The sequence below is a fragment of the Micromonospora mirobrigensis genome, assembly GCF_900091555.1.
Taxonomy (GTDB): domain Bacteria; phylum Actinomycetota; class Actinomycetes; order Mycobacteriales; family Micromonosporaceae; genus Micromonospora; species Micromonospora mirobrigensis.
On record NZ_FMCX01000005.1, the window covers coordinates 381,108 to 398,216 of the forward strand.

A 17,109-nucleotide genomic window follows, 5' to 3' on the forward strand; every position below is an offset into this window, starting at 1 on the left:
CGGCCCGACACCCCCCGTGCGCGCCGGGCCGGCCGCGGTCAGCGGGTGGCCCGGCGGGTCTTGATGCCGGCCTCGACCAGGCCCCAGAGGATGATCCCGGCGGTGCCGGCGATCGCGACGGTGCCCAGCGTGGTGAGGTTGCCGTCCTCGCCGAGCCAGTCGACCCGCCGGACCAGCTCCGGGTTGAGCAGTCGTTCGGTGTGCAGCAGCCACACCACGGGCAGGGCGAAGGCCAGGTCGAGCGCGAGCCGGGCGCCGAACAGCGGCCAGGTCCACCGCCCGACCCGGTACTTGACGACCTCGAAGGCCGCGCCGAGCAGCAGGACGGCGAGCAGCACCGGCAGCCAGCTCCGCCACAGTGTGGGGTCGAGCAGGGGGACGTTCCGGTCGTCCCCACCGGTGAACCAGGAGCTGAAGTGCTGTACGACCAGGAAGCCGCCGAAGAGCACGAGCATCGCCACGGAGGCGCAGGTGTCGGTCAGTCGCAGGTCCCGCTCGACCGGTACCGCGGGAAGCTGGTCCGGGGTCCACGCGGGCAGGTCCAGCGGGGCCCGGGTGCGTTCCAGTACGGCGAAGACCAGCGTCGTCCAGAAGGCGATCTGCGCCGTGGTCTGGATTCCGGCGCTGATCCCCGCGCCGATCGCGCCCGCGGGGGAGCCGGTCGCCGCCTCGACCACCCCCACCACCACCGCGACCAGGGCCGGGATGTAGGTGAGCAGCCGGCGCAGCAGGTTCCACCAGATCAGGTAGTAGGTGGGGCCGATCAGGTGCAGGACGCGGTCGGTGTACCGGGCGGCGAGCCGGTCCGGCGGCCCCAGCTCGGTGAGCACCTCCCGTTCGGCGGTGGCCGGGTCCTGCCCGGCGCCGGCCCGGTCCTCGACCATGTCGGCGATGGCGGCCCGCAGCTCGGTGGCGATCTCCTCGCGGCGCTGCGCCGGCACGGATCGCAGCGTCGCGGTCAGGTAGCGGTCGGTCAGGGTGTTCATTCGGCTACTCCTTCGATCAGCCCGGCCACGGAGGTCTGCACGGCGGCGAGGTCGTCGAGCAGTCGGCCCAGCAGCGTCTCGCCGTCGGCGCTGGTCCGGTAGAACTTGCGCGGTCGGCTCTCCGCGGTGTTCCACTCGCTGGTCAGCAGCCCCTGCTCCTCCAGCCGACGCAGCAGGGGATAGAGCGTGTTCGCGTCGACCGGGAAGCCGTGGGCCGCGAGTCGTTGCAGCAGCGCGTAGCCGTAGTCGGGGCGGCGCAGGGCGATCAGGCTCGCCAGCACCGCCGTGCCCCGGCGCAGCTCCTGGAGATGGGTCCGCAGGATGTCGTCGTTCACCACGAGCGGCACTATACCGTGCGGCACACACTATTGGTATCCCACGCGACGACGTGTGAGGCGACCGGGACGGTGCGCCGCGACCGCGACTGGCAGACTGCCGACCGTCGATCGTGGAGATACCGGGGGTGCGGGAATGGTCAGCAGGCGGGGACTCCTGGGCGGCGCGGCCGTGGCCGGGGTGGCATCGGTGGCCGGCGGGACGCTGCGTCCGGCGGCGGCGCTGGCCGAGCCGCTGGACACGCCCCTCACCCCGGTCGACGCGCCGCACCTGGCCCAGGCCGAGCTGATGGTGCGGTACCAGCGGATGCTCGCCGCCGGCCTGCTCGCCGACGGACTGGTGGGCCACTGGCCGCTCGACGGCGCCGGCGCCGACATCTCCGGGTACGGCCACGACGTCGCGCCCGGCGCCGGCGCCACCTGGACGAAGCTTCGGGCCGGGGGCGAGCTCAGCCTCGACGGCACCTCCGGCGCGTACGCCCAGGTGCCCGGCCGGGTGGTGAACACCCTGGCGTCCTTCACCGTCTCGGCGTGGGTGCGGCTGGCGGAGACCGCCTCGCTGGCGAACATGTACACCGCGGTGAGCCAGGACGGCACGACGAGCCGCTTCCTGCTCCAGTACGACCCGGCGTACGGCTGGGCGTTCAAGCTGCGCCGACCGGACGAGAGCGGCTTCGTCGTGGCGCGCACGGCCACCAACACCGCCCAGCTCGGGGTCTGGACGCACCTGACCGGGGTGTACGACGCCGCCGCCAACACGATCCAGCTGTACGTCGGTGGGCAACCCGCGGGCGGCGCGGCGGTCACCTTCCCGGCCTGGGACGCCGCCGCCGGTTTCAACATCGGTCGCGCGCTGTTCGGCGGCGCGTACGTCAACCGGTTCAACGGGGCGATCGACGACGTGCGCGCCTACGGACGCGCGCTCACCGCCGCCGAGGCGGCGCTGGTCGGCGGGTACACCGCCCGGCAGAACAACCGCTACTACACCGAGGGCTCGTCGTCGGTGACCTGGGGCTCGCCGGCCGACCCCACGACGTGGATGTCGCTGGCCCGCTGCTCGTCCTTCCTGACCTGGGTGCTGAAGCGGGCCTGCCCGTGGGCCACCGACGCCTACTTCCGGACCTGGTTCGACGACGCGATCCCCGAGGCGGCCGACTACCGGCAGGCCTTCGCGGACGGCACCGGTGGCCCGCACCTGCGGCGGATCACCCGGGTGGCCGACCTGCGCCCGGGCGACCTGATCGCGATCGACTACCGGGGGACCGTCAGCGGCAACACGGGGCACATCGTGATGGTGCGCAGTGTCAAGGGCACCTACAGCGGTGGGATGAACTTCTCCGGCGAGACGCAGTACGCCGTCGAGATCGTCGACTGCACCTCCGACGCCCACGGCATGTACGGCAAGGGCAGCTACGATCTCTACCCCGACACCCGGGTGGTCGAGGACGACCTCCGGAAGACCAACTTCGAGGGCGTCGGCATCGGCCACATGATGTTCTACGCCTCCGACGCCACCGGCGAGTTCTCCCGGTACCGGTGGAGCGTCAACAGCGGCTCGACCAACACCCACAGCGTGGCGGACCGGCCGATCGCGGCTGCCCGGGTGTGCTGAGCCGACCGCCGAGAGTGACCCGCGACGGGTGACCGGAGAGACCTCCGCCACCCGTCGCGAGGTCCGCCCGCGCGGCTCTCCCAGCCCCTGATCGAATCTCGGTAGGGTGGGCCGACTGCCTCGACCAACCCATGATCCTGACCCGGGGGGCGCCACGCATGGGCGATTCGTTCGCGCATCTGCACGTACACACCGAGTACTCGATGCTCGACGGGGCGGCCCGGCTCAAGGACCTGTTCGCCGAGGCCAAGCGCCTCGGCATGCCGGCCGTGGCGATGACCGACCACGGCAACATGCACGGTGCGAACGACTTCTACAAGCAGGCGATGGACGCCGGGATCACCCCGATCCTCGGCGTCGAGGCGTACGTGGCGCCCGAGTCGCGCTTCCACAAGGCGCGGGTCAAGTGGGGTCGGCCCGAGCAGAAGAGCGACGACATCTCCGGCAACGGCGCGATCACCCACATGACCATGTGGGCGGCGAACGCGACCGGCCTGCACAACATGTTCCGGCTCAACTCGCGCGCCTCCATGGAGGGCCACTACGTGAAGTGGCCCCGGATGGACATGGAGCTGATCGCCGAGCACGCCGAGGGGATCATGGCCACCACCGGCTGCCCCTCCGGCGCGGTGCAGACCCGGCTGCGGCTGGGCCAGTTCGACGAGGCGCTCAAGGTCGCCGCCGCCTACCAGGACATCTTCGGCAAGGACAACTACTTCCTGGAGATCATGGACCACGGCCTCGACATCGAGCGCCGGGTCCGGGACGGGCTCACCGAGATCGCCCGCAAGCTGGACATCCCGCCGGTGGTCACCAACGACTCGCACTACACCCACGAGGCGCAGGCCGAGGCGCACGACGTGCTGCTCTGCGTGCAGACCGGCAGCAACGTCGCCGACCCCAACCGGTTCCGCTTCGAGGGCGGCGGCTACTTCATCAAGTCGGCCGACCAGATGCGCGCGGTGGACTCCTCGGAGCTGTGGCAGCAGGGCTGCCGCAACACCCTGCTGGTCGCCGAGAAGGTCGACCCGACCGGCATGTTCCAGTTCCACAACCTGATGCCCCGGTTCCCGATCCCCGAGGGGGAGACCGAGGAGTCGTGGTTCCGCAAGGAGACGTTCGCCGGGCTCAAGCGCCGGTTCCCGAACGGCATCCCGGAGGGGCACGTCGTCCAGGCGGAGTACGAGCTGGGCGTCATCATCCAGATGGGCTTCCCGTCGTACTTCCTTGTGGTCGCCGACTTCATCCAGTGGGCCAAGAGCCAGGGCATCGCCGTCGGCCCCGGCCGTGGCTCGGCCGCCGGCTCGCTGGTGGCGTACGCGCTGGGCATCACCGACCTCGACCCGATCCAGCACGGGCTGATCTTCGAGCGGTTCCTCAACCCCGAGCGCGTCTCGATGCCGGATGTCGACATCGACTTCGACGAGCGTCGGCGCGGCGAGGTGATCCGCTACGTCACCGACAAGTGGGGCGAGGACAAGGTCGCCCAGATCGCCACCTTCGGCACGATCAAGGCGAAGGCCGCGATCAAGGACTCGGCCCGGGTGCTCGGCTACCCGTACGCGGTCGGCGACCGGATCACCAAGGCGATGCCGCCGGCGGTGATGGGCAAGGACATCCCGCTGTCGGGCATCTTCGACCCGCAGCACTCGCGCTACGCCGAGGCCGGCGAGATCCGCGGCCTGTACGAGTCCGACCCGGACGTGCGCAAGGTGATCGACACCGCCAAGGGCATCGAGGGGCTGATCCGGCAGACCGGTGTGCACGCCGCCGGCGTCATCATGTCCGCCGAGCCGATCATCGAGCACATCCCGTTGATGCGCCGCGACGCCGACGGGGCGATCATCACGCAGTTCGACTACCCGACGTGCGAGTCGCTCGGGCTGCTGAAGATGGACTTCCTCGGCCTGCGCAACCTGACGATCATCGACGACGCGGTCAAGAACATCGAGCTGAACCACGGCCTGAAGCTCGACCTGCTGGCCCTGCCGCTGGACGACCAGGCCGCGTACGACCTGCTCGCCCGGGGCGACACGCTGGGCGTCTTCCAGCTCGACGGCGGGCCGATGCGCTCGCTGCTGCGGCTGATGAAGCCGGACAACTTCGAGGACATCTCGGCCGTGCTGGCGCTCTACCGGCCCGGCCCGATGGGCGTCGACTCGCACACCAACTACGCGCTGCGCAAGAACGGCCTCCAGGAGATCACCCCGATCCACCCGGAGCTGGAGGAGCCGCTGCGGGAGATCCTCGCCCCGACCCACGGCCTGATCGTCTACCAGGAGCAGGTGCAGCGGGCCGCGCAGATCCTCGCCGGCTACACCCTCGGCCAGGCCGACCTGCTGCGCCGGGCGATGGGCAAGAAGAAGAAGGAGATCCTGGACAAGGAGTTCGTCCCGTTCCGGGACGGCTGCCGCGAGCGCGGCTACTCCGACGAGGCCATCAAGGCGGTGTGGGACGTGCTCGTCCCGTTCGCCGGGTACGCCTTCAACAAGGCCCACTCCGCGGCGTACGGGCTGGTGTCGTACTGGACCGCGTACCTCAAGGCGCACTACCCGGCCGAGTACATGGCGGCGCTGCTCACCTCAGTCGGTGACGACAAGGACAAGATGGCGCTCTACCTGTCGGAGTGCCGGCGGATGCGCATCCAGGTCCTCCCGCCGGACGTGAACACCTCGGCCGGCCCGTTCACCCCGGTCGGCGCGGAGATCCGCTTCGGCCTCGGCGCGGTCCGCAACGTCGGTGCGAACGTGGTCGCCGCGATCATGCGCTGCCGGGAGGAGAAGGGCGACTACACCGACTTCTACGACTTCCTGTCCAAGGTCGACGCGGTGGTCTGCAACAAGAAGACCATCGAATCGCTGATCAAGGCCGGCGCGTTCGACTCGCTCAAGCACAGCCGCAAGGGCCTGCTCGCCGTGCACGCCGACGCCATCGACGCCTTCGCCGACGTCAAGCGCAAGGAGGCCGTGGGCCAGTACGACCTCTTCGGCGCCGGTTTCGGCGACGCGGACACCGGCGGCGGCAGCACCACGGTCATGCCGGTCATCGGCGAGTCGGAGTGGGACAAGCGGGACAAGCTCGCCTTCGAACGCGAGATGCTCGGCCTCTACGTCTCCGACCACCCGCTGTTCGGGCTGGAGCACGTGCTGGGTGCGGCGGCGGACTGCACCATCGCCTCGCTGTCGGAGGAGGGCACCGTGCCGGACGGCGCGGTGGTCACCCTGGCCGGCATCCTCTCCGGCGTGCAGCGCCGGGTCACCAAGCAGGGCCGGGCCTGGGCTTCGGCCACCCTGGAGGACCTGGCCGGTGGGGTGGAGACGCTCTTCTTCCCGAACACCTACGAGGTGATCGGGCAGTACATCGCCGAGGACGCCATCGTGGTGGTCAAGGGGCGGGTCGACCGGCGCGACGACACCCCGCGGATCATGGCGATGGACATGTCCATGCCGGACGTCAGCACCAACCCGGCGAACAAGCCGATCACCCTCACCATCCCGGTGCACCGCTGCACCCCGCCGCTGGTGGAGCGGCTCAAGGAGACCCTGGTGCTGCACCCCGGCGACGCCGAGGTGCACGTCAAGCTCCTCAACGGCGGCAAGGTCACCACGCTGCGGCTCGGCCCGTTCCGGGTGGCGCCCACCACCGCCCTGATGGGTGACCTGAAGAGCGTCCTCGGCCCGGCCAACGTCAGCTGACCCACGGCACGGGCGTGGTGAGCAGGCCACGACCGGGTGATTGGCGCTGACCGGTGGCCGGTGACCGCCACTAGCGTCGGGGCATGCAGATCGCGAAGGCGCAGCAGTTGTGGCAGCCGGAACCCGGCTGGTTGAACACCGCCACCTACGGGCTGCCGCCGGAGCCGGCGTGGACGGCGTTGCAGGAGGCGCTGGCCGGCTGGCGGGCGGGGCGGATGTCCTGGGAGGGCTGGTCGGAGTCGGCCGGGCGGGCCCGGTCCGCCTTCGCCGGCCTGGTCGGGGTGGCGGCGGCGGACGTGGCGATCGGCGCCACCACCTCGCAGCTGCTCGCCCCGGTGGCCGCCGCGCTGCCGTCGGGCGCCACGGTGGTGGTCCCCGAGGTGGAGTTCACCTCCAACCTGTTCCCGTGGCTGGTGCAGCAGGAACGCGGCGTGCGGGTCCGGACGGTGCCGCTGGCCGGGCTGGTCGACGCGATCGACGCCGACACCGACCTGGTCGCGTTCAGCCTGGTCCAGTCGGCCGACGGCGCGATCGCCCCGTACGAGAAGGTGGTCGCGGCGGCCCGCGCGCACGGCGCCCTGGTCGCGGTGGACGCCACCCAGGCCTGCGGCTGGCTGCCGTTCGACGCCGGGCTGGCCGACGCGGTGGTGGTGTCGGCGTACAAGTGGCTGATGTGCCCGCGCGGCACCGCGTTCGCCTACCTGGCGCCGGAGCTGCGGGAACGGATGCGTCCCGACGCGGCCTGCTGGTACGCCGGCGCCGACCCGTACGCCTCCTACTACGGCCCGCCGCTGCGGCTGGCCGACGACGCGCGGCGGTTCGACATCTCGCCGGCCTGGTTCTGCTACGTGGGCGCGGCACCCGCCCTGGAGCTGCTGGCCGAGATCGGGGTGCCCGCCGTGCACGCCCACGACGTGGCGCTGGCCAACCGGTTCCTCGCCGGGCTGGGCCGGCCGCCGGGGGAGAGCGCCATCGTCTCGGTGGACGTCCCCGACGCCCAGCAGAAGCTGGAGCGCGCCGGGGTGCGGGCGGCCGTCCGGGCCGGCCGGGTCCGCGCCTCCTTCCACCTCTACACCACCGAGCAGGACGTCCACCGCGCCGTCGAGGCGCTCACCGCCTGACCGCCGACCGGCGAGCAACGTCGGGGAAGTTGCTGGCTCCGCACGCAGGGAGGCAGCAACTTCCCCGAACCTGTCGGGCCCGGACGCCGGGCCCAGGGCGGCTCAGGCCAGGTGGCCGCCGATCTTGGTGTAGCCGCGTAGGAGGTCGCGGGAGATGATCAGTCGCTGCATCTCGTCGGTGCCCTCGAAGATCCGGTACAACCGGACCTGCCGGTACCAGCGTTCGATCGGCAGTTCCCGGGTGTAGCCCATGCCGCCGTGGATCTGGAGCACCCGGTCCACCACCCGGTTGACCATGCCGGCGCCGTAGAGCTTGCCGATCGAGGAGGCGTGCCGCGGGTCCAGGCCCTGGTCGACGGTCCACGCGGAGCGCAGCACCAGCCAGCGGGCGGCCTCCAGCTCGACCTCCGAGTCGGCGATCATCCACTGGATCGCCTGGTTTGTGCCGATCTTCGCGCCGAACGTCTCCCGGGTGTTGGCCTGGTCGATCGCCATCTGCAACGCCCGCTCGGCGATGCCGATGGCGTGCGACGGAATCGTGTAGCGGCCCTTGCCGATCCATTCCATCCCCAGCGCGAAACCCTGGCCGAGCTCGCCGAGGATGTTGCGGTGCGGCACGCGTACGCCGTCGAAGACCAGCGCGGCGGGACCCCCCTCGCCCATCGTCTGGATGAACTCCGACCGCCAGCCCATCGCCCGGTCCACCAGAAACGCCGTGGCGCCGCCGTTGCGGGCGCCCTTGTCCGGGTCGGTGATCGCGACGACGATGGCGAAGTCGGCGTCGTTGCCTCCGGTGATGAAGGTCTTCTCGCCGTCGAGGACCCAGTCGTCGCCGTCGCGGCGGGCGCGCAGCCGGATGTTCGCCGCGTCGGAGCCGGCGCCCGGCTCGGTGATGGCGAAGCAGGAGATCCGCTCACCGTCGATGGTGGGGAGCAGGAACTCGCGTTTCTGCTCCCCGGTGGCGTGGAAGAGGATGTTGTCGGCCTCGCCGCCGAAGCGGAACGGCACGAAGCTGCGGCCCAGTTCGGTCCAGATCAGCGACTGCATCACGGCGGCCAGGTCCATGCCGCCGTACTCCTCGGGGGTGGCCAACCCCCAGAAGCCGAACTTCTTCGCCCTCAGTTGCAGCTCGCGCAGCTCCGAGCGCTCCAGGCCGGGCCGGTGGGCGCGCTCGCGACGCAGCACCTCCTGCTCCAGCGGCATCACCTCGCGGGTGATGAACGTCCGGACGGTTTCCCGCACCGCCCGTTCCTCGTCGGTCAGCGAGAAGTCCACCATGGCCCCTTCCGAAGGGTGTGTCGTGACGGTGCGACCGCCCCTAAACTAGCGGCGTAAGTTTTCCGGCGTCCAGACCCAGGCCCGGTCCCGGTCGCCGCCCACCCGCGCCCACCGCCGGGTCCGGCGGCGAACCCACGAGGAGTACGCGTGGCCCGACCTCGGCAACCCCTGCTGGACCGACGCCGCATCGTCGAGGCCGCCCGGGCGGTGATCGACGGCGAGGGGCTGCCCGCGCTCTCCACCCGCCGGCTCGCCGCCGAGCTCGGCGTCCAGGGGCCCTCGCTCTACAACCACTTCGCCACCAAGGACGAGATCCTCGACGCGGTGGCCGACAGCGTCACGGCCACGGTGGACACCGCCGCCTTCGCCACCCTCGACTGGCAGGAGGCGCTGCGGCACTGGGCCTGCTCCTACCGGCGGGCGCTGGCCGCGCACCCGAACATCGTCCCCTACCTGGTGCAGGGCCCCGGCCGCCGGCCGGCCGCCCTGGCGATGGCCGATACCGTGCACGGCGGACTGGTCCGGGCCGGCTGGTCACCGGCACGGGCCACCCACATCGGCGCGGCACTGCGCTACTTCGTGGCCGGCTCCGCCCTCGTCTCGTTCGCCCGCGGCTTCCTCGACGACCCCGAGTTGTACGCCGGGCACCCGCACCTGCACCAGGCACACCGGATCGCCGGCCGGCAGCACAGCGTCGACGAGGGCGCCTTCACCCTCGGCCTGGAGGCGCTGCTGCACGGCCTCGCCGCCGAGTACGACCGCAGCGTCGCGGCGCAGGGGGTCCAGCGGTGAGGGCGCTGGTGGCCCGCGACGACGGCGACCCGCGCGTCGAGCAGGTACGCCTGCCCGCCCCGGGCCCCGGTGAGCTGCGGGTCCGCATCCGGGCCGCCGGGCTCTGCCACTCCGACCTGTCCATGGTGAACGGCACCATGCCGGTGCCGTTCCCGCTGGTGCTCGGGCACGAGGCGGCCGGCGTGGTGGCCGGGACCGGTCCCGGCACCACCCTGCCGGTCGGCACCCAGGTGGTGCTCAACTGGGCGCCGGCCTGCCGCGCCTGCTGGTTCTGCCGGCACGACGAGCCGTGGCTCTGTGCCGCGAACACGGCCCCCGCGGTGCGGCGGGGCGTCACCGCCGAGGGGGAGCCGCTGCACGTCACGCTCGGCCTGGGCGCGCTCGCCGAGGAGGTGGTGATCCCGCAGGCCGCCGCCGTGCCGGTGCCGGCCGGCCTGCCGGCGGAGTCGGCCGCGCTGCTCGGCTGCGCGGTGCTCACCGGCTCCGGGGCGGTCCGCAACACCGCCCGGGTCGCCCCGGGCGAGTCGGTGGCGGTGCTCGGCCTGGGCGGGGTGGGGCTGTCGGTGATCACCGCTGCCCGGGCCGCCGGGGCCACCCCGATCCTCGCCGTCGACGTGGCCGAGGCGAAGCGCGACCTGGCCCTGGCCGCGGGGGCAACCGACTTCCTGCGCTCCGACGACACCCTGTCCCGCCAGGTGCGGGAGCGCACCGGTGGCCGGGGCGTCGACCACGCCTTCGAGTGCGTCGGCCGCTCCACCACCATCCGGGCGGCCTGGCGGCTGACCCGGCGCGGGGGAGCGGTCACCGTGGTCGGCATGGGGGGCAAGGACGACCTGCTCACCCTCTCCGCGCTGGACGTCTTCCACTCCGCCCGTACGCTGCGGTCCTCGGTCTACGGCTCCTCCGACCCGGACCGGGAGGTGCCGGTCCTGGCCCGGGCCGTCGCCGAGGGCACGCTGGACCTGAGCCCGCTGATCAGCGGCACCATCGGGCTCGACGAGGCGCCGGCGGCGTTGCGCCGGCTGGCCCGGGGCGAGGGTGCCCGCTGGGTGGTCACCTTCCCGGGGTGAGCACGCGGCGCCGGCGCGGGTGGACCGGCCACATGTGGGCGTCGGTCGATGTGTTGCGGCTCCGGTGACCGGGTTGTCCGCGGGCCCGTTCCTATGGGGAGCGGGCCCGTCCGACGCCGGGCGAATGTGTGGGGCATCGACATGGCTCGGCTCCGTCGCCCCACCGTAGGTTTCCAGCACGCGACGGCCCTGTGACCACGGTCACCGACCTGGCCGCCGCCCTGCACCTGCGGAGGATGTGGCGATGGCCGGGCGAGCGCTCCTGTCGGCCCGCGGGCTGACCCGCGACTTCCGGGGCTTCCGGGCCGTCGACCAGGTCGACCTCGACGTCGCCGCGGAGAGCGTGCACGCCCTGGTGGGCCCGAACGGCGCCGGCAAGACCACCCTGTTCAACCTGCTCACCGGCTTTCTGCCGCCGACCGCCGGCACGATCGAGCTGGCCGGCCGGGACGTCACCGGCCTGCCGCCGGAACGGGTCGCCCGGCTCGGCGTGGCCCGCTCGTTCCAGATCACCAGCCTCTTCCCGCAGCTCTCCGCCCGGGAGCACGTGGAGTTGGCGTTGCAGAGCCCGAGCGGGCTGGGCTGGCGGTTCTGGCGCTCGGCTAAGCTGATGGGCCGCTACCGCGAGCGGGCCGACGAACTGCTGGACATGGTCGGCCTGGCCGAGCTGGCCGAGGTGCCCGCCGAGGCGCTCGCGTACGGGCGCAAGCGGGCCCTGGAGCTGGCCATCGCGCTCGCCCTGGACCCGAAGGTGCTGCTGCTCGACGAGCCCACCGCCGGGATGGGGCTGGAGGACGTCGACCGCACCGTCGAGCTGATCACCCGGGTCCGGCGGGGCCGCACCGTGGTGATGGTCGAGCACAACATGAGCGTCGTGGGCCGCCTCGCCGACACCGTCACCGTGCTCCAGGCCGGCACGGTCCTGGTCGAGGGGCCCTACGAGCAGGTCCGCGCCGACGAGCGGGTCATCACCGCCTACCTGGGAGCCACCGATGCTGCGCATTGACAACCTCTCCGCCTCCTACGGCGAGGCGCAGGTGCTGCGGGAGGCGAGCCTGGAGGTGGCCCCCGGCGAGGTGGTCACCCTGGTCGGCCGCAACGGCGCCGGCAAGTCCACGCTGCTGCGCTGCGTGATGGGGCTGCACCCCGACCAGCGGGGGACGGTCAGCCTCGACGGTCGGGACCTCACCCGGCTGCCGGCGTACCGGCGGGCCCGGCTCGGGCTCGGCTGGGTGCCCGACGACCGCGGCGCGTACGCCACGCTCACCGTGACCGAGAACCTGACCCTGCCGCCCCGGGTCGGCCCCGACCCGTGGTCGCTCGAGCGGGTCTACGAGGCGTTCCCCGCCCTGTACACCCGGCGGGACTCGCCGGCCACCAAGCTCTCCGGCGGGGAGCAGCAGATGCTCGCCCTGGCCCGGGTGCTGCGGATGGGCGCCCGGATGCTGCTCTGCGACGAGCCCACCGAGGGGCTGTCGCCGCTGCTCGTGCAGCAGGTCGGCGACCTGCTGCGGGAGGCCAAGCGGCACGGGGTGACCGTGCTGCTGGTGGAGCAGAACCTGCACTTCGCCACCGGCGTCGCCGACCGGCACTACCTGCTGGCCGAGGGACGGGTCGTGGAGGCGATGGACAACTCCGAGGTGCGCTCGCGGGAGCGCGAGCTGCTGGCGTACCTCGGGATCTGAATTTTTCAACGGCACATCGAACCGCGCGTCGGCGCGGATGTGGAGGGATCGGCATGCGCAGAACCGCAGGTCTGGCGGCGGCGTCCGCCGTCGCGCTGCTCGCCGCCGGATGCGGCGGCGGAGGCCCGGCCGGGTCGGGTGACTCCAAGCTGACCGACGACAGGGTCGTGCTGGGTGTCCTCAACGACCAGTCCGGGGTGTACGCGGACGTGTCGGGCAAGAACTCGGTGAAGGCCGTGGAGATGGCGATCGCCGACTTCAAGGCCAAGTACGGCGACAAGGCGGTGACGAAGAACATCAGCGTCGAGTCCGCCGACCACCAGAACAAGCCCGACATCGCCAACACCAAGGCGGCCGAGCTCTACGACCGCAAGGGCGTCGACGCGATCCTCGACGTGCCGACCTCGTCGGCGGCCCTGAAGGTGGCCGACGTGGCCAAGGCGAAGAAGAAGCTCTATTTCAACATCACCGGCGCCACGACCGCGCTGACCGGGGCGTCGTGCAACAGGTACACCTTCCACTACGCGTACGACAGCTACATGCTGGCCCACGGCACCGGCACCCAGGCCACCCAGCAGGGCGCGAAGAACTGGTACATCGTCTACCCGGACTATGCGTTCGGTCAGGACATGGAGAAGAAGTTCTCTGCGGCCGTCGAGGGCGCGGGCGGAAAGATCGTCGGCAAGGACGCCACCCCGTTCCCGAACGACAACTTCTCCACCTTCCTGCTGAAGGCGCCGACGCTGAACCCGAAGCCGGACACCCTGGGCACCATGCAGGCCGGCGGTGACCTGGTCAACCTGGTGAAGCAGTACAACGAGTTCAAGCTGCGGGACAAGGGCGTCGGGCTGGCCGTCGGCCTGATGTTCCTCACCGACATCCACTCGCTGACCCCGGCCGCGCTGGCCGGCACCACCTACACCGACGCCTGGTACTGGAACTTCGACCAGCAGAACCGCCAGTGGGCGGACCGGTTCCTGTCCGAGACCGGTACCCGGCCCACCTTCGCGCACGCGGCCAACTACTCCGCCGCCATGCAGTACCTGGAGGCGGTGCAGGCGGCCGGCACCGACGACGCCGACACGGTGGTGAAGGGCCTGGAGGGCAAGGAGATCAACGACGTCTTCCTGCGCAACGGCAAGATCCGCGCCGAGGACCACCGGGTCGTCCACGACGCCTACCTGGCCCAGGTCAAGCCGCAGGCCGAGGTCAAGGAGGACTGGGACTACGTGAAGATCCTCAAGACCATCCCGGCGGCCGAGGCGTTCGCGCAGCCGTCCGGCGACTGCAAGATGTGACGCGACCATGACCGGTTTCCTTCAGCACACGTTCGACGGGCTGGTGAACGGGGCGTTCTACGCCCTGCTCGCCCTCGGCCTGGCGGTCATCTTCGGGATGCTGCGCGTGGTCAACTTCGCCCACGGCGCCTTCTACATGCTCGGCGCGATGGGGGCGTACGTCCTGCTGACCGAGTTCGGGGTGCCGTTCTGGTGGGCGTTGGTGATCATGCCGGTGCTGCTGGGGGCGCTGGGCATGGCGCTGGAGCGGGCCTTCGTGCACCGGTTGGCGCAGCTCGACCCGCTCTACAACTTCCTGCTCACCTTCGGCCTCACCCTCATCCTCCAGGACCTGGTGAAGTCCCGGTACGGCGTGCAGTCCATCCCTTACGCCACCCCCGGCGAGCTGGGCGGCTCGGTCGACCTGGGGCTGTTCGACTTCCCGACCTACCGGGTGTTCGTGCTGGTCTTCGCCGTCGCGATCTGCGTCGGGGTGTGGTGGCTGCTCACCCACAGCCGGGTCGGCATGGTGGTGCGGGCCGCGACCGAGCGTCCGGAGCTGACCCGGGCGTTCGGGATCAACGTGGGACGGTGGGTGACCCCGGTCTTCGGCTTCGGCATCGCGCTGGCCGGGCTGGCCGGGGTCCTCGCCGCCCCGATGCGGGCGGTGAACCCGCTGATGGGCGCCGACCTGATCATCGTGGTCTTCGCGGTGGTGGTGATCGGTGGTCTGGGCTCGATCTTCGGGTCGGTGGCCGCCGGGTTCGGCATCGGCCTGGTCCAGGCATGGGGGGTGGTCTACCTGGCCGACTGGCCGATCCTGTCGCAGACCCTGGTGTTCATCGTGATGGCGGCCGTGCTGATGTGGCGCCCGGCCGGGCTGTTCGGGCGTGAGGAGGCACCGGCATGAGCACTGCGGTCGACAGCGAACCCGGCGCGCGGCAGGGGCCGGCCCGCTCGGGGCTGGTCGCCGTGGCCCGGGCCCCCTGGTGGGTGCGGTACGCGCTGCTCGCGGCCGGGCTGGTGGTGGCCCTCTGGCTGCCCAACGGCCTGTATCCGGCGGTGGCGGTGGACATCCTGTGCTGGGCGCTCTTCGCGGTCTCGGTGGACCTGCTGCTCGGCTTCACCGGGCTGATGTCCTTCGGCCACGCGGCGTTCTGGGGCACGTCGGCGTACGTCGCCGGGATCGTGGCGATCGAGGCCGGCCTGCCGTTCCCGCTCGCGGTGCTGACCGGTGCGCTGGCCGCGGCGGTGATCGCCGTGCCGATCGGCTACCTCGCGGTGAAGCGGACCGGGATCTACTTCGCGATGGTCACGCTGGCCTTCGCCCAGATGATCTACTACGTCGCCAACAAGTGGGGCACGGTCACCGGTGGCGAGAACGGCCTCCAGGCGGTGCCGCGCGAGCTCGGCGGGATGGACCTGACCGACGAGTACTACTTCTACTACGCGGCGCTGCCGATCACCGTGCTCGGGCTCTGGGCCGCCTGGCGGATCGTGAACTCGCCCTTCGGTCGGGTGCTGGTCGGCATCCGGGACAACCCGGCCCGGGCCCGGGCGCTGGGCTACCCGGTGCACCGCTACAAGCTGACCGCGTTCGTGCTGTCGGCGTTCCTGGCCGGGCTGGGCGGCGGGCTCTACGTGATGGGCCACCAGTTCGTCTCGCTGGACGCGCTGCACTGGACCACCTCCGGCAAGGCGGTCGTCGTGGTGGTCCTCGGCGGGATCGGCACCCTCTGGGGCGGGGTGGTCGGCGCGGGACTGCTGGTCCGCCTGGAGGACTGGTTGTCGTTCTCCGGCTTCGAGCAGATCGGCCTGGTGACCGGCGCGATCTTCGTGCTGGCGGTCGTGCTGTTCCGCAAGGGCATCTGGGGCAGCGCGGCGGCCGTGGCCGCCCGGTGGTCGGCCGGTCGCGGCAAGTAGTCACCCGCCGGGCGCATCCGTTCCGCGCCCTCCGGACGAACCCCCTGGTAGTGGTCGTCTACCCGGGGGTACGTCTGGTGCTGACTCTTCCGCTGCCGGCCGAGGCCGCCGAGGCGGCGCGCAAGCGGCTGTCGCTGGCCGCCGAGGACCTGGACGGCAGCCGGGTCGCGGCGGAGGTCCTCGACCTGGCCGCCGGTCACGGCGTGCCGGCGCTCTGGGAGCAGGTCTGCCTGCCGGTGCTGGCCGCCCTGCCCGGGCACACCGGCGGTGAGGTCGCCGTCGAGCACGCGCTCTCCGAGGGGATCCGGGTCGGGCTCGACGTGCACCGCCGCGAGCCCGGCCGGCAACTGCCCACCGGTGGGGTGCTGCTCGCCGGCGCCGAGCAGGAGCTGCACTGCCTGGGCCTGCACGCGCTCGCCGCCGCGCTGCGCGAGCGGGGCCGGGGCTGCCTGCACCTGGGGGCGGCGCTGCCCTGGCCGGCGCTGGCCGACGCGGTGACGAGGGCCCGGCCGCGTACCGTCGTGCTCTGGGCGCAGACCCCGGTGACCGGGCGTGCGCACCGGCTGCTGCGCTTCGCCCGCGACGTTCCCGGGGTACGCGTGCACGCCGCCGGCCCGGGCTGGATCGAGCCCTTCCCGCCGCCGTCGCCCCGACTGACCTCCCTCCCCGCGGCCGTCGCCGCCTGCCTGTAAGGAAGGGCCCCCTCTTAACGCTTTTCGTATAGCAGGGGCCCCTTCTTAACGCCCGGGCCGGTCGGCGGGGAGCAGGCCGCGCAGCAGCGCGCTGATCGCCGCCTCGGGGGCGAAGTCCTCCTCCGGGTACGCCAGCTGGTTGCCGAGCAGCCCGTCGACCAGTGCCAGCAGCATCCGGAAGTGGGCGCCGGGGTCGGCCGAGCCGAGCGCCGCCACCACCGGTACGCCCCAGCGGGCCAGCCGGTCGCGGCCGGCGCCGATCTCCTGCCGCAGCTCGGGGTGGACGGCGGCCTCGACGAAGAGCGCGTGCCGCGCCTGCACCACCACCCTGCCCTCGGTGGTGAGATGGCGGATGAGCCCCCCGAGGACCGTGACGAAGGCGTCCGGGTCGCCGGGCGGCAGCTCGCCGGCGAGCTGGTCCCAGGCGGCCGTCTCCACCTCGACCAGCCGGCCGAAGACCCCGGCGACCAGTGCGTCGCGGGTGCGGAACTGGTTGGACGCCGAGCCCTCGGGGAGCCCGGCCTCGGCGTCCACGGCGCGGTGGGTGAGCTGGCGCAGCCCCCGGGTGCCGAGCACCCGGATCGCCGCGTCCAGCAGCAGCTGTCGTCGGTCGGTCACCCGGTCACACTACAGCCGTAGTCAG

The 17,109-nt window shown here is 71.9% G+C and carries 15 protein-coding genes; 11 read left to right on the top strand and 4 right to left on the bottom strand.

Translation table 11 applies throughout. The annotated features are described in order from the left end of the window. Positions 1–38: 38 nt before the first annotated feature. Together GA0070564_RS18975 and GA0070564_RS18980 are read right to left on the bottom strand one after the other, a co-directional pair. On the bottom strand, positions 39–986 hold the full coding sequence (locus tag GA0070564_RS18975) for a permease prefix domain 1-containing protein (RefSeq protein WP_091609994.1): 948 nt from the start codon (positions 984–986) through the stop codon (positions 39–41). Further along, entirely contained in the window at positions 983–1,324 is a 342-nt protein-coding gene (locus tag GA0070564_RS18980; protein WP_091610367.1) for a PadR family transcriptional regulator, read from the bottom strand. The genes GA0070564_RS18975 and GA0070564_RS18980 overlap by 4 nt, the downstream gene beginning before the upstream one ends. A 133-nt stretch (positions 1,325–1,457) precedes the next feature. Between GA0070564_RS18980 and GA0070564_RS18985 the strand changes: the two genes are divergently transcribed. From GA0070564_RS18985 to GA0070564_RS18995, 3 genes are all read left to right on the top strand, one after another. Continuing rightward, entirely contained in the window at positions 1,458–2,933 is a 1,476-nt protein-coding gene (locus GA0070564_RS18985; RefSeq protein ID WP_091609995.1) for a LamG domain-containing protein, read from the top strand. 158 nt (positions 2,934–3,091) lie between these two features. Then, entirely contained in the window at positions 3,092–6,628 is a 3,537-nt protein-coding gene (gene dnaE, locus GA0070564_RS18990) for a DNA polymerase III subunit alpha (RefSeq protein WP_091609996.1), read from the top strand. Positions 6,629–6,711: 83 nt separating this feature from the next. After that, positions 6,712–7,749, top strand: coding sequence for an aminotransferase class V-fold PLP-dependent enzyme (locus GA0070564_RS18995; RefSeq protein WP_091609997.1), 1,038 nt, complete (start codon positions 6,712–6,714; stop codon positions 7,747–7,749). Between the two features lie 102 nt (positions 7,750–7,851). Here GA0070564_RS18995 and GA0070564_RS19000 read toward each other — a convergent pair whose 3' ends face one another. Continuing rightward, on the bottom strand, positions 7,852–9,024 hold the full coding sequence (locus tag GA0070564_RS19000; RefSeq protein WP_091610369.1) for an acyl-CoA dehydrogenase family protein: 1,173 nt from the start codon (positions 9,022–9,024) through the stop codon (positions 7,852–7,854). A 150-nt stretch (positions 9,025–9,174) separates the two neighbouring features. Here GA0070564_RS19000 and GA0070564_RS19005 point away from each other — a divergent pair, with 150 nt between their 5' ends. From GA0070564_RS19005 to GA0070564_RS19040, 8 genes are all read left to right on the top strand, one after another. Continuing rightward, the gene (locus GA0070564_RS19005) at positions 9,175–9,819 is read left to right on the top strand and encodes a TetR family transcriptional regulator (RefSeq protein WP_091609998.1); all 645 of its coding nucleotides are present in this window, start codon (positions 9,175–9,177) and stop codon (positions 9,817–9,819) included. Further along, a complete protein-coding gene (locus tag GA0070564_RS19010; protein WP_176730737.1) occupies positions 9,816–10,889 on the top strand; it encodes a zinc-binding dehydrogenase in 1,074 nt (357 codons plus the stop codon). The genes GA0070564_RS19005 and GA0070564_RS19010 overlap by 4 nt, the downstream gene beginning before the upstream one ends. A gap of 244 nt (positions 10,890–11,133) precedes the next feature. Further along, positions 11,134–11,895 carry an ABC transporter ATP-binding protein gene (locus tag GA0070564_RS19015; protein WP_091609999.1) on the top strand — a complete coding sequence of 254 codons (762 nt, stop codon included), beginning with the start codon at positions 11,134–11,136 and terminating at the stop codon, positions 11,893–11,895. Beyond that, a complete protein-coding gene (locus tag GA0070564_RS19020) occupies positions 11,882–12,574 on the top strand; it encodes an ABC transporter ATP-binding protein (RefSeq protein ID WP_091610000.1) in 693 nt (230 codons plus the stop codon). The genes GA0070564_RS19015 and GA0070564_RS19020 overlap by 14 nt, the downstream gene beginning before the upstream one ends. Before the next feature lie 53 nt (positions 12,575–12,627). Further along, the gene (locus GA0070564_RS19025) at positions 12,628–13,872 is read left to right on the top strand and encodes an ABC transporter substrate-binding protein (RefSeq protein ID WP_176730738.1); all 1,245 of its coding nucleotides are present in this window, start codon (positions 12,628–12,630) and stop codon (positions 13,870–13,872) included. 7 nt (positions 13,873–13,879) lie between these two features. Beyond that, complete coding sequence (locus GA0070564_RS19030; protein WP_091610001.1) at positions 13,880–14,761, top strand: branched-chain amino acid ABC transporter permease; 882 nt, start codon at positions 13,880–13,882, stop codon at positions 14,759–14,761. Beyond that, positions 14,758–15,774 carry a branched-chain amino acid ABC transporter permease gene (locus GA0070564_RS19035; protein WP_091610003.1) on the top strand — a complete coding sequence of 339 codons (1,017 nt, stop codon included), beginning with the start codon at positions 14,758–14,760 and terminating at the stop codon, positions 15,772–15,774. Before GA0070564_RS19030 ends, GA0070564_RS19035 begins: the two co-directional genes overlap by 4 nt. A gap of 77 nt (positions 15,775–15,851) precedes the next feature. Further along, positions 15,852–16,466, top strand: a complete 615-nt coding sequence (locus GA0070564_RS19040) for a transcriptional regulator (RefSeq protein WP_245670105.1) — start codon at positions 15,852–15,854, stop codon at positions 16,464–16,466. Positions 16,467–16,511: 45 nt separating this feature from the next. On the opposite strand, the gene GA0070564_RS19045 is transcribed toward GA0070564_RS19040, so the two are convergent. Next, on the bottom strand, positions 16,512–17,084 hold the full coding sequence (locus tag GA0070564_RS19045) for a TetR/AcrR family transcriptional regulator (protein WP_091610006.1): 573 nt from the start codon (positions 17,082–17,084) through the stop codon (positions 16,512–16,514). Positions 17,085–17,109: the final 25 nt, after the last annotated feature.